We start from the raw sequence: 14465 nt of genomic DNA, 5'->3' as shown, positions 1-14465 counted from the left end.
TAAAACTGAAAGCAAAAGCGCCAGTTTTCGACTACACTTCAAAAATTTATAAATCCCCTACCAAGTCAACTTTTCTAACCAATGCACTTAAGACAAGCCTCTGAAAGACGAAAACAAATTGCAACGATAATCACCTTTTTTACCATTCCACTTTCTGGGTTTATGACAGATATTTATTTACCGTCATTTCCATCGATGGCAGAGAATTTATCGGTTTCAGAAAAAAGTATTCAGCTTACCCTTACTTGCTTCTTTTTAAGCTATGGTTTTGCGCAGTTGTTTGTAGGAAGTTTATTAGACAGCCTAGGGCGATATAAACCTGTATTGTTTTCCCTAATAGCTCTAATTATTAGTAGCCTTGCCATTACATGGACAAATCAAGTTTGGGTTATTTGCTTTTGGCGAATCGTACAGGGATTAGGAACCTCGTTTATCGTGGTGGCAAAACGAGCTTATTTTGTCGATCTCTATGATGAAGTAAAACGAAAACATTTTTTAAGCTTTTTCACCATCGTATGGTCTTGTGGACCGATAATCGCTCCTTTTCTTGGTGGTTATCTGGAAAGCTTGTTTGATTGGCAGGCAAATTTTTACTTTTTAGCGATATATGCCACAATTCTATTTTTTGCTGAATTAATTTTTAGTGGAGAAACGATTAGAAATGTTAAGAAATTTAATTTGAAGAAAACCTCAATGCTTTATGCCGTAATGCTGAAGAATAAGCCATTTGTTTTAGGAATCTTGATTTTGGGATTAGCTTATTCAACCGTGATGGTGTTTAACATCGCTGGCCCGTTTGTGGTAGAACATCATTTTGGATTTGATGCAGTAACGACGGGTTATTGTACACTTATCTTAGGAATATCATGGATGATTGGCGGAATTTTAAGTAAGACCTTTGCTAACAAAAATTTCCCTCAGAAATTACGAATTTCAGCTTTTGCGCAAATAGTGCTTTTAATCGTGTTTATCGTCGCAGCATCACAATTAGATCATCTTTATCTTCTAGTCGGTTTCGCTTTTGTGATCCATATTGTTTCCGGGTTTATTTTTACCAATTACTTTACCCAAAACATGATTTATTTCCCTAGCAATGCTGGTATCGCTGGTGGACTTATTGGCGGATTGCTTTATATCATTACATCAATCTCCAGTTTCGTAATATCTTCTTCAGGTGAAATCGCCACTACTTTCGATATGTCGCTACGTTACCTTGGCGTTGGTATTCCATTAGTTTTGGTTATTTTTTACTCAGCTTTTTTAATTCTGAAAAACAATAAAAGAAAACTGAAATTGCAGAAATTCTAGAGTAAACTACCCCAGAGCAAGACCATGAGGCTTTCGCCGGAAACGAATGTTCAATTTCGAGGCAAGCCTGGGAGTATAAAACCCTTTGGCGGTGCCAATAAAAAAGGGATCGAAGCTTAAAAGCAACGATCCCTTTTTTTAATATCTAAAATCGATTATTCTTTTACTTATAATTCTGCAAACCTTCTTGTAACCATCCCAAATAAGATTCTATATCTGGATCGTAAGCCGTTGGTTTATTTAAGTTGTTCCCTTCATTATCAATCAACACATAATAAGGTTGAGCATTGGCTTTATAATTTTTTATCTGAAAATCACTCCACTTATTTCCTATAGTTTCAATTTCTTTACCTGTCGTTTCAGAAACATATTTTTCTTCTTCAGGCAATTCTTTTTTATCATCAACATATAGCGAAATTAGCACCACATCGTTTTTAAGGATTTGGCTTACCTGAGGATCTGGCCAAACGCGTTCTTCCATTTTACGACAATTAACGCAAGCGTAACCCGTAAAATCCAACATCACCGGTTTGTGCTGACTTTTAGCATAAGCCATTCCTTCTTCATAATCCTTAAACATAACGATGTCTAAAGGACCAAGCTCGGCATTAGGAGGAAGTTCTTCGGCTGGACCACTAACACTTCCTTTGCTATTTCCTACACCGTACGGAGATTCGCTATACTGCATTGGTGGAGGGAAACCACTAATCCATTGCAATGGAGCGCCCCAAAGCCCCGGAATTAGATAAACTACAAAAGCTAATGTCAATAATCCTAAAGTTAACCTTCCTACGGAGATATGCGGTAAAGGACTATCATGTGGCAATGTAATTTTCCCGAATAAGTATAATGCAAGTCCGGCAAATACTGCAATCCAGATCGCTAAAAATGTTTCTCGTTCTAACAAATGAAGTTGCAAAACCAAATCGGCATTACTTAAAAATTTAAATGCTAGTGCAAGCTCTAAAAATCCTAATACTACTTTTACTGTATTTAGCCATCCACCAGATTTTGGGAGCGAATTTAACCAACCTGGGAATGCTGCAAATAAAGCAAATGGCAATGCTATTGCGGTTGAAAAGCCAAGCATTCCTACAATAGGTGCAATACCTCCTTTAGATGCTGCTTCTACAAGTAAAGTACCTACGATAGGGCCTGTACAGGAGAAAGAAACAATAGCTAATGCCAACGCCATAAAAAATATACCTACAATCCCACCACGATCGGCTTGCGAATCAATTTTATTAGCCCAAGAATTTGGTAACATGATCTCGAAGGCTCCCAAAAATGAAAAAGCAAAAAAGATCAATAAAATAAAGAATATCACATTGAACCATACATTTGTAGACAAGGCATTAAGCGCATCTGCGCCAAAAATACCGGTTACTACAGAGCCCAAAATCACATAAATCACGATAATAAATAGCCCATAAAAAATGGCATTTCTAATTCCGGAAGCACGACTTTTACTTTGTTTGGTAAAAAAGCTTACCGTCATAGGAATCATAGGGAAAACACATGGGGTAAGTAAAGCTGCAAAACCACCTAAAAAACTTAGTATAAAAATGGACCAAAGACTTTCTGAACTCTCGCTTTCTTCAATTTCATCATCATTTTTAGTGATATCTTTTTTAACATCTGCATCACTTTCATCAGTTTTGGAAACAGCATCAACCATATCTCCAGAAACCTGCGGACTAATATCTTCTTCAACGGATTCTTTATCTTGTTCTACAGATTTTTCAGACTCGTTTACATTTTCTTTGTTATCGGGTTCTTCCTCTAAATCTGCAGCGGGAGCGGCTTCCGAATTATTCAGTTTAGAAAATTTGAATACTACATTTTTCTGTGTAGGTGGCAAACAACTTTCATCGTTACAAACCATAAATTCTACCGAAGCATTTATTTGAAAAGCATCTTGAGATTTCCGTTCTATAATTTGCTTAAAAGTTGCTTCATCTGAAAAATATTTAATTTCCATTTCAAAAATAGGATCATCTATAACATGACCTGCTGGCTCTACAACTTTGCCTTTTAGAGCATAGCTATCATTAGATGAAAACTGAAATGAAGTAGGAATAGGACCACCAGAAGGTACGTCTTGCGAATATAAATGCCAACCGGGTTCTATGGTTGCATTGATGATTAAGGCGTACTGATTTTCGTTTACTTTTTCAACATCAGTTTCAAAAGATACAGGATCATAAATTTGAGCCTGTGAGAATGTTGAAAAAAATAGAAGGATACTGGCAATAACTAGTTTCATTGAAGACTATTTAATTGTAATTACTTTGTTTGATCAACGCTATGTATCCACTTGGTGATATCTGCAAGAACTTCAGGCGCGAAAACTTCTTCAAGCTCGCTTTGTTCTGAAGTAGTACAGCTATGACAGTGTTGATACATATGGTTTAGGTTTGGATAGATTTTCGATGCAAAATTAGTGGATTTTGAAAGATATTTCCGGAATCCGGCGATATTTTCTTCGGCAGGAACCTGCACATCCTTAGCTCCATTTAAAACCATTACAGGAATTTCAATTTTAGGCAAATATTCTTTAGGATTATAACGAATCATGTATTGATATGCATCTTTTTTTGCTTCCTTGTGAAATCTATAGATCAAATTTTTTTCTCGTCCATCAGCCAATCCCATACTTTGTAGTAAATCTCCATCTTTATCCTGCATCCAATTATTGACCGCCTGTTCTAACTTCAGTTTTAAATTATCTGCTTCATGATGATTATAAACCGTTTTAAATAAAGAATTATACAATTCCATGTAATGATCTATCAGGGAGTCTTCAATATTCATAGATTTTAAAATCGCTGTGTTCTGGAGATTCAAAATTTTTAATCCTGTAACGCCCACACCAGAGAGACTCAGCATAAACTTAAATTCTTTATCTCTGGAAGCTGCTATAGAAGCCACTACTCCACCTTCACTATGTCCTATTATTCCCATAAAGGAGTGATCTATATTTTCCTGAGATTTTATAAACGAATTTGCGGCTTCAAGATCCAATACAAAATCTTCAATTGTTGCATTCTCAAAATCGCCGGTAGTTTCTCCAATTCCACGATCGTCGATTCTAAAAGAAGCTATGCCTTTTTTGGCCAAAGCATCCGCCAGCACGGTAAAAAACTGATGCCCGGCATAGGTGTAATTTCTATCTTGCTGTCCACTTCCATTCAATAAAAAAACTAATGGATAATGATTTGTATGTTTAGGTAATACTAAAGTTCCACCATAAGTTATATCTGTTTTCTCACTATAAAATGTTACTTCTTTATTGATATAAGGCAATTTTCCTTTGGGATGCTGTGGAAAACTAAGCGGCTGTAAACTATCGGTTTTAATGAAATTTACTGGATGAATCCCGGTATAATCGACATAATTAGCGACTAAAGAATCCTGGCTTAAATCCCCCAATATCGTCTTGATTTTGAGACGGATATTATAATTTTGGTTCATTAAAAATAAAGAATCCCCCTTCTTTTCTTGTTGAAGGGGGAGTTTTTTATACATATGCTCTGGACTACTTAAAAAAATTGAGTCTGGGCCATCTGAAATTATTACTTTTTCTAATAAAAGCCTTTTTGAATTATACTGCCCCTGCCATAGTTGTTGAGAATGGCCAAAAGCTGAAATACAAAAAATTGAAAAAATTACAAGTTGCTTTACTTTAAGCATTAGGATTTATTTTTCAGATTTTAAATACTCGATGATGATAGAAATTTCGTCAGCCAGTTCGCTTGGGCTTCCGGAGTAACCGGTAGATCGCCACCTTAATTTTCCATGCTGATCGATAATCATTTTTTGTGGAATTCCTGAAAATTCGAATGCCTTTGAGTATTTAGCATAAGTATCGTCGAACTTTCCTGATTCAGGATTTTTAGCATCGTAAAGAATTTCGAAAGGATAATTATTTTCCTCGATAAATTCTACTGTTTTCTTTTTGTAATCTGAAATATATTCTTGAGTATCTAAGAAGTAAAATTTTACATTTTTATCTTCAGCATACTTATCTACCGCCATCTTCATCCCGGGCATTGCTTTTTTACAAGGAGCACACCATGTAGCCCACATATCGATAATAACGATTTTCCCTTTTTGATCGGATAGTTTTACCGTTCCGCCTAAAGAACTTTCCAGTTCAAAATCTTCAATAGGTTTGTTAATTATTTCAGCAATCAATTCTTCTTTAAATTGATTTTGAGCATCGCCAGATTTAATATCGCTTATATACGCTTCAAAATTGGCATTATTTCCATTCTTTGCTAAAAAATTTTCTTTCAGTATAGAAAGCATTTGCGCTGTAGTATTATTACGGGAAAGACTTTCTTTAATAAAATCAATCGCTTCTTCTTTATTATTATGCCTTCTTAAATAATCTACATAAAGCTCATTAAAATCTGTATTTTCATAGCTATAAAATGGTTTTACTTTTTCTAAATAATGATCTTCAGCTTTATAATCTTTTAATTCGTTGAGAATTTTAGCATAGGTTAAATATTCTCGCGCAGATGCTTCCTGTGCTTTTTGTTTCCATTCTTGCAGTGATAATCTCCCTTCGTATTTTTTAGGAATTTCATTTTCCCATACTTCTAATTCGGGTATGATTTTGCTTGCAATGGTATTTAAACTATCCACTGCTATAGATTCATTATTATAGGGAATACTTACAAAATGCCAGCTATAATCTACCAGATTATAAAAACCTGCATCTTTAAGGTTATCGAAAACAAAGCTATAATCTCCGTTTTCTGTAATATATCTATAAGCTATAGTTCTGTATAATTTGTCGTAATATAAGTCTTCGGTAAAGGTAAAGACCTCTTTAAAATCTTCTTTGGGAAAGTCAGATTGAAATTCTTCAAATTCGCCAATCTTTTTCTGAACATCACTTTCGGTAAATAAACGCTTAATTTCGTTATCTCTAGCTAAAACTCCTTTAGGATATCTTTTCAATAAAACGTCATTTACAGAATCAATGAAAAATTTAGATTTTTCTTTATCTAATAACTGAAGTGATTGCTGAAGTTTATATTGCTGAAGTTTAGAAAGATCCTGTTCTAAGACATACCTAATTTCATTCTGAATTCGGTTGCTATGCTCGCCTTCTTTAGAATCTTGCATTAATTTTAGCCCTTCATAAAAATATAGATTTCGGCTTTCAGGAAATTTCTCTATTTCTTTATTGATCCACATTAATCCAACCTCGCTAGAGATATAGGCACTATCGCTTACTATTGCAATACTTTCCTCTTGCAAAATTTTAGACCTTAGGATACCCCAGCTAGCATAAGAGCCCGGCTCTTTATCGAGCAACCAAGAATACGTAGTTGCTCCACCTTTATCTACTAAAGTATCCGATTTAAATACGCAGCTTATAAGAGCTGTATTCTCAGGTAATTTATATGAGGCCTTCCAATGATTATCTTCGGTTTCTTGAAAATTTAGATCGCTAGCCGACCATTTATGATCTGCATTTATGTAGATCACCGCCTGAATCTCTTTAGCATCTTTTAATACTGTATTCTCTGGATTATAGTTTAAGGTAACCTGATCTCCTGGATTAGGTAATTTTGGACTTACAGAAAAAATTTGCTCGGTTTGCTGGGCATTTATAGTGAACTGCACTAATAATATACCTAGCAATATTCTTATTTTTCGCATTTTTTTATGAATCTAATTAAGCCCCCGATTAATCTCGGGGACTGTTAATTGTGTTATGGATTTTGCTCTAAATTGGGCGCATACTGAAATAAAGTGGAAGCGAAAGGAAATTGATATCTATCACCTCCCGGCTCTAACGTATAGGTTTCATTTAAATATTCATGCTCCACAGTTTTGGCAAATCGAGGTTCTTTATTAAGACGTTTTAGATCGAAAAACCTAAATCCGCCTTTTCCCATAAGTTCACGTCTTCTCTCTGCAAGCACTTTTATTAAAGCATCTTCTGCATCGCTTGCACTTAAATCATAATAATCTTCTGCTCTAAAACGCGCTTCTCTTAGTGTATTTATAGTTTCCATCGCTGCATCTGTACTACCGGCACGAGCTAAACATTCTGCTTTAATTAAATACATTTCTGGCACTGTTGGCCCGGCATTACGATTTTCGCCGGTTAATCTTGCTTTACAATACGATCTTCCTTCAGAAATAGATCCATAAGAAAGCTCTTCATTAGATCTTGTATAAAGTTGATAGCGTAAATCGGTATTATCAAAACTATTTAGTAATTCGTCGCTAAGCGATAGTAAAGTTGGCAGGTAAGCATAAGATCTTATGGTCGTTTTCGATAAAATCAATTCGGGATCTTCTATTCTGCGAGGCCAACTAAAATCTGGTGTCTGTGTATAATTCTTTAAATCCAACAATGTATTTTGTAACGCAAGGCTTTTTTCAGCATTTTCTAGAGCTTCAGTGTAATTTCCCATATATAAATAGGTTCTTGCCAATAAAGCATGTGCACTGGATTTAGACGGAAAACCAACTTCAGTACCACTTCGAACCCCAGGCAAGCCTGAATTGGTTGCTTCGGTTAAATCAGAAATTATTTGATCGTAAACTTGCTGAACTGTTGCTCTTTTTATATCTCCATCTGAAGTTGGCTCAGTAAATATCGGAATTCCTAAATCTGTACTGGCCGTGCTGGCATCGTATGCTTTCCCAAATGTATTTACCAGATTAAGAAATAAATAGGCTCTATGCACCAATGCTTCTCCCCTTAAGGCTATTTTCTCTTGCTCAGTACCACTTGTACTTTCTAAAACTTCAGTAATAACCACATTGGCACTATAAAGACCTTCGTACATGGTTTTTATTTCACTATCTGCTTCACCCGTATGATAAATAGAGTCTGCAAAAATATAAGTATCTTTAAATGGACGATTAAACTCTGAATTTGCTGCATTTTCTTCAAAATATTGAGCATGATCGTAGCGCATAGAAATATCATCTGATGGTACATCTACCAGGCTATATGAAAGATCGTAAATAGGGGTATTATTTAATAAGTACCTATAATTTTCGGTATCTTCAGGATATAAAATCCCTTCTGTCTTTATATCGACATAATCATCACAACTCACTAATGTTGTAACTATGATCAATAAAAAGGTATATATATAATTTAATTTCATAATATCGAATTAAAAGTTAACATTTAAGCCTATAGAATACATCGCTGTAGGTGTAGGTCTTATTTGATTTCCTGTAGTGTAGGGTAAAAAATCTGGATCTATGTCGTCGTTATTAGCTCGCCATAAAAGTCCAAGATTACGAGCGGTAAATGATAAGGAAGCTCCTCTTATAAAGCTTTCTTGCAGTACTTTAGAAAAATCATAACTAAGGGAAATTTCTCTTAATCGAATATGATCCCCAGAGATTACCTGATCTTCACTTAATCTATATCTTGAATAAGAGTATCCTCCTAAACCTAAAACACCCGGTATATTTGTAGAATTTTCATCTCCCGGTTCACGCCATCTATCGGCAATATCTGTATTCAAATTATAACCGGTAAATTCATTAAAACGTGAAATGTAATTATCGAATGTAGGCTTAAACAATTTATAACCCATTTTATAGGTAGCTAAAACATACAACGAAAATTGCTTGTATTTTAGCGTTGTATTTAGACTTCCGTAATATTTAGGTGTTCTAGTTCCCATATATTTCATATCCTCTATTTCCGTCAATAACTCATTAGGCCCAACAATTTCATCATTGCGATCGTAAACCTGGAATGCTCCATTTTCATCTAATCCAGCAGAGCGAAACGCAAATACACTATTTAATGGATAATCGACAATTGGAGGAGTACTTCCTGAACCGTTTAGATACGTTGAATAATTTTCGAAACGAGAATCGGTAACTTCATTTGTATTATATGTAAAAATGAAATTAGAACTTGCTGTGAAATTTTTGGATTGTATCCAAATACCATTCAGGCTTAAATCTACTCCTTTCCCCTCTAAGGTTGATGTATTTCTTGTAAGTGTACTATTCGGAACTCCATAAAATTCTGATACCGGGAATTCCTGAATTAAATCATCACTATTTTTTTTATAATATTCTAAACTTCCTGAAATTCTATTGTCTAATAATCCAAAATCAACACCAATATTTAATATCCCAGTTTTCTCCCATCTTAAGGCAGGATTGGCAGCTGCAGATACAAATGCATAAGGCAATTGCGAAAGATTATAATCGGTATTGGCAATTGAAATTTTAGTAAAAGGAAATGTTGTTAAACTTATATTTCCGTTAAAACCATAGGAAGCTCTGAAACTTAGATTATTTATTACTTCTATATTTTTTAGGAAAGATTCTTTACTTGCATTCCATTTAAGACCGGTAGACCATAAAGGTGTTCTTCTATAACTTTTATCTACTCCAAAATTGTTATAATCATCCAGTCTGGCGCTACCTGAAATCACGTATTTTCCCTTATATGTATAGGCTGCATTTCCATAATAAGACAAAAATCTTCTTCTTTGGTCCGTTAAGACATTACCATAATTTAAGGTTGAATTCCACCCCTCTACGGTAGTATAATTTAAAGAAACCACATCTACCGAAGTTTGCGTTTTTTCGTTATAACCGTATAAGGTCCCTGATGATACTTCTTCCCTGGTTTCTCTAAATTCTATGCCGGCAATAGCATCGATTGCATGATCCTTAAAACGTTCATTATAATTTAATTGCGCTCTTGTAGTCTGGCTTGTTAAAATACTTCGGTTTGTTCGATAAATTGAACCTAATGGCAATCCTCTAGTAATAGAATTGGTAGCAGGATCTAAATAAGTTGCACTATTTATAGCATTTCTTGTGTAGTACGTTTCTTCATTGTATAATGTAGGTCTACTTCTGTTAGAACGCTCTATCAAATACGTTCCAGATGCATTCAATCCTTTATATATAGGTAGGGAAACCTGAATATTAGCAGAATAGTTTTGCTCCTGAGCAGTTGAGTTTTTGTTTTCTAATTCATTTAAATAACTGTATTCCCAAGGTAAATAACCCGCATCTTCAAATTCTGTAATTTGATCACGATAAAATTCACGGGCAAAACTAACATTATTACCATTTTCATCACGAAGTCTATCATAAGGTAAGTAAGAATAACGCTGCCCAGCTAATGGTTGTAAACCTATCCCGTTCTCATCAAAATTAAAAAAGGAACCTTTAAGGCTAGTGCTTACATCTGCATAATCAAACAGTTTAAAATTTTGATTTATGGTAAATGTCATTTTCTCACCTTCTGAACCTTTTCGTTGTGTTTCTTCTTTTGAATAAGATGCCGATGTGAAATAATTATAATTATTATTTCCTCCACTAAGTGATAAATTATAAGTATTAGCAGAGGCCGGTTGCATTAAATATTTGGTGATTTGATTATAATTATTTCTTTCTCGCAAATTATTTAAACGCGCTTCGCGCTCTTCCAAACTAATATTTCCACGTTCGTACTCCAACATATTCTCTACTCCTTCACTTACAGGATAGGAACTATAAAGTGCTCCTGCCTGTGCAGGATCTGCAATAATATTCTTATCTACAAGTTCCTGTTCCAAATCCAATATCTGGCTAGAATTCATTAAAGGAAGACCTGATATAGAAGGTTTTGTTGAGAAAGTATTGGTATGAGAAAAATTAATTCTCATTTTACCTTTTTTGCCTTTTTTAGTATCAATCACAATTACTCCATTTGCAGCCCTAGCCCCATAAATAGAAGCAGCGGCAGCATCTTTTAGAAATGTTATATTCTCGACATCAGCACTATTTATATTTTTTATATCCAGCTCGGTTGGGGCGCCATCAATAACAATCAGCGGACTTGTATTACCATCAATAGTCGACTGGCCTCTAATTTGAAAATTATAGCTGGTATTCCCCTCCTGTTCTCTTTCAAGATTGTCGTAAACAAATGTATTATCAGATTCTAAAATTTCGATTTGCAAACCAGGAACTCTCCCTTCCAACTGATGCATTACATTGTTTACTGGTACTTCTTGAAGCTCTTCGCCGCTAATCGTAGAAAACGAACCTGTTGCACGTTCTTTATTGATTTTTTGATAACCGGTAGAAACCACAGTAACTTGATCTAAACCACTAACATCGGTTTTTAGTTGGATAACTAAGTTTTTTTCGTTTCCCAGCACATGCTCTTTGGTTTTAAAACCTATAAAGCTAAAGACAAGTGTATCGCCAGTAGCAGCCTGGATTCTAAATTTACCGTCTTCATCTGTAACTGCACCTATCCGAGAATTTTTTAACCATACTGTTGCTCCCATAATAGGAAAGTTGGTTTCATCTTTTACGGTACCATCGATAAAACCTTGCATATCGGCGCTACTAGTTGTAGATGATTTTTCTTTTTCTTTGAGGATAATTTGCTTTTTCTGAATTACGAAACTTACCGGGAAATTTCGAAATAACTGATTTAAGACCTCATTTATATCTTCACTATCGCTATGAATGTCTACCTTCCAGTCTTCATTAATCACATTATCTTTATAGAAAAACTTATAATCACTTTGTTCCTTAATCTGTTCTATAACCTGGGTAACCTTAACCCCATCCAGATCGATATTAAATTTTTGCGCCAGGCTTTCTAATGCAGAAATCTGAAAAACACAAAACAAGGTTAAAATGAATGAAGCTTTCATCTTCAAGTACTTTATTTTCATAATTTTGAATAACTTTTAATTGTTTATAGGAAATAATTGACTGTTTGAGGGAATGTTGGCGCATTCCCTTTTTTTAAACGCTATATCATTCTTTATTTTTAATGGTTACTATATTATTTTTGTATGTATATTCGAAAAAGTCTACTGCTTTAAAGGCATTTAAAACATCCTCTATATTTTCTGAATTAATATCAAAATCTCCGTTAAACCTCACATCGTTTAACTGTTTGTTATTGTTGATTATCTGAACGCCATAACTACGTTCTATTTTCTTCTGAATTTCTGAAAAAGTCTCGTTTATAAACAATATACGATCGTCTACCCAAGCCATTTTGTTAGCTACATTTACTTTTTCTACCTGAAGAATATTTGTATTCTTACTTAAAATCCCTGCTTCACCCGGTTCTAATCTAAGAACTTCATTTTCGTAATTTAACTGTACCGATCCTTCTGCCAGTGTAGTAGAAATTTGTTTAGATTGAGGATAAGCATCTACATTAAATCGTGTTCCTAAAACTTCTATTTTCAGCATCCCCGCCTCAACTATAAAAGGTTTTAAAGAATCTTTACTTACTTCGAAAACCGCCTCGCCAGTAATACTAACCTTTCGTAACTGTTCTGCTTTTGGAAAGTGAGAAGGAAATCGTAGCGAACTTTCAGAATTGAGGTATACTTTCGTTCCATCTGATAACACTAATTGTATGCGCTTTCCTTTAGGCACATTAATCGTGTTATATGCTAATGTCTTACTGTGATTTTTGCTAGAATTAGGATTCTTTTTTACTTGTGATCCCAAGTTTGAAACTTCTCCTTCTTCATTATAAACAATCTCTTTAATTTGATTATCTACTGTTATTTTCTCACCATTTTCATTCGTAATAATAATCTCTCCGGGTACATAAGTAGTTTCTGCGGAATTAAAAAAGTAAAAATATACCGTAGTGGAAGCTATAAGTGCTACAATAAAAATAGCTGCAAATTTCATCAAATTTGCTCGTCGTTTTCTCGCTTTTAAAATAATTATTGGTTTTTTTAGATTTGATAAATTCGGAATTTCTTCTTGCTTTCGGTAAAAAGATGAAATCAAATAGTCATTCTGAACACTGTTTTTAAAATAATCCTTATTATATTCACTATCTTTCACCCAATTTTCAAGTTCAGATAATTCTTCATTACTTATGCTATTATTTTGAAATTTATCTATTAATTTATCTATGTTACCCATCGTATATACACTATTTTACAACTTAATGACGAAAAAAATCAAAGCTACCCTTAAAGAAAAATTAATTTTTTTTTAACCTTTGAAGTTTTTTAATGTTAGATGACCAATACTGAGTTAAATAATTTATGGAAGAAAGGGGATGAAGAATCATTCACCGTGCTTTTCAATGAATTGTATCAACCATTGGTAGCCTACCTTTTACAATATACTGATAAACCGGCTGATGCCGAAGATATCGCTCAGAGCACATTTATTAAGTTGTGGGAAAAAAGAAGTCATATTAATTTAACAATTTCAATAAAAAGTTATCTATATACATCAGCGTACAATTCTTATGTGGATAACTTCAGAAAAGAAAAAAAAAACAAAAGTTATTTAGAAGATCTTAAACATCAAGCTTTACAATCATTAGTAGATGAGCCTGAGGAGGAATTTCAGAAAAAAATAAAATTAATTCAAAAGACTGTAGAAGGCCTGCCCGATCGCTGTAGAACAATATTCAAATTACATAAAGAAAAAGGTCGTTCTTATAAGGAAATTGCAGATAAATTAGAAATTTCTGTAAAAACCGTAGAAGCGCAGATGAGTATTGCTCTTAAACGGATTAGGAAAGAATTTAAAGAAGAAACAGATCTATTGCTAATACTCTGTTTTGGAAGAATTGCATCTAAAAATAACAAAGCTTGATTAATTAACATCCAGCAATGTAGCAAACAAAATATGATAGCTACTTCGCATGTATAATCTATTTTATCAAGTTGAATTAATAATCTTTTAGTTTAATATCTTCTAATTCTCAAGACAGTTTTGAAAATCGCATTTCTCTGTTAAAAATTTGTCCGCTCCTGTTGTCCATAATGCTCCATAAATTAAAATGGGTTGAAACAATAATCTAACAAGGCGTTTTGTATCGCTATCTAAGCCAAATGCATTTATTCTATTTTGATATTGGGAAATATTACCGGGAAAAATAAGAATATAAAATAAAGCCAACATTAAGCCAGTAGTAATTTTCTTTTCCTTCCATAAAATCATTAATAATCCTAATGAAATTTCTACAATACCAGAACTGAGCACAGTTAAATCCATGGTTTTTTGATCTGTTGGTAACCATCTTGGCACCTGTGCCTGAAATTCCTTTCGTTTAAAAGTAAGATGAGCAATACCCGCAAATACCATCGCAGATCCCATCACAATCCTTAAAACACTTTTAGCTCCTATATTTCTCATAA

General features: G+C 34.0%; 9 protein-coding genes. 2 read left to right on the top strand and 7 right to left on the bottom strand.

The features are described from left to right. Positions 1 to 81: 81 nt before the first annotated feature. Positions 82 to 1308, top strand: a complete 1227-nt coding sequence (locus PBT91_RS04730) for an MFS transporter (protein ID WP_270060634.1) — start codon at positions 82 to 84, stop codon at positions 1306 to 1308. Between the two features lie 163 nt (positions 1309 to 1471). Here PBT91_RS04730 and PBT91_RS04725 read toward each other — a convergent pair whose 3' ends face one another. The 6 genes from PBT91_RS04725 to PBT91_RS04700 all read right to left on the bottom strand — a co-directional run bounded on the left by PBT91_RS04725 (position 1472) and on the right by PBT91_RS04700 (position 13233). Continuing rightward, positions 1472 to 3574, bottom strand: a complete 2103-nt coding sequence (locus PBT91_RS04725) for a protein-disulfide reductase DsbD family protein (protein WP_270060633.1) — start codon at positions 3572 to 3574, stop codon at positions 1472 to 1474. 20 nt (positions 3575 to 3594) lie between these two features. Beyond that, positions 3595 to 5001, bottom strand: coding sequence for an alpha/beta hydrolase family protein (locus PBT91_RS04720; protein ID WP_270060632.1), 1407 nt, complete (start codon positions 4999 to 5001; stop codon positions 3595 to 3597). Positions 5002 to 5007: 6 nt separating this feature from the next. Continuing rightward, complete coding sequence (locus PBT91_RS04715; RefSeq protein WP_270060631.1) at positions 5008 to 6987, bottom strand: TlpA family protein disulfide reductase; 1980 nt, start codon at positions 6985 to 6987, stop codon at positions 5008 to 5010. Positions 6988 to 7040: 53 nt separating this feature from the next. Then, on the bottom strand, positions 7041 to 8456 hold the full coding sequence (locus PBT91_RS04710; protein ID WP_270060630.1) for a RagB/SusD family nutrient uptake outer membrane protein: 1416 nt from the start codon (positions 8454 to 8456) through the stop codon (positions 7041 to 7043). A 9-nt stretch (positions 8457 to 8465) separates the two neighbouring features. After that, a complete protein-coding gene (locus tag PBT91_RS04705; protein WP_270060629.1) occupies positions 8466 to 12008 on the bottom strand; it encodes a SusC/RagA family TonB-linked outer membrane protein in 3543 nt (1180 codons plus the stop codon). An 85-nt stretch (positions 12009 to 12093) separates the two neighbouring features. Beyond that, positions 12094 to 13233, bottom strand: a complete 1140-nt coding sequence (locus tag PBT91_RS04700) for a FecR family protein (RefSeq protein WP_270060628.1) — start codon at positions 13231 to 13233, stop codon at positions 12094 to 12096. Between the two features lie 99 nt (positions 13234 to 13332). Here PBT91_RS04700 and PBT91_RS04695 point away from each other — a divergent pair, with 99 nt between their 5' ends. Beyond that, complete coding sequence (locus PBT91_RS04695) at positions 13333 to 13920, top strand: RNA polymerase sigma factor (RefSeq protein ID WP_270060627.1); 588 nt, start codon at positions 13333 to 13335, stop codon at positions 13918 to 13920. A 102-nt stretch (positions 13921 to 14022) separates the two neighbouring features. Here PBT91_RS04695 and PBT91_RS04690 read toward each other — a convergent pair whose 3' ends face one another. Beyond that, complete coding sequence (locus PBT91_RS04690) at positions 14023 to 14463, bottom strand: DoxX family protein (protein ID WP_270060626.1); 441 nt, start codon at positions 14461 to 14463, stop codon at positions 14023 to 14025. Positions 14464 to 14465 lie beyond the last annotated feature (2 nt).

It is taken from the genome of Zunongwangia sp. HGR-M22, from assembly GCF_027594425.1.
In the GTDB taxonomy this organism is placed as follows: domain Bacteria; phylum Bacteroidota; class Bacteroidia; order Flavobacteriales; family Flavobacteriaceae; genus Zunongwangia.
This window is presented reverse-complemented; position numbering and strand designations above follow the sequence as displayed.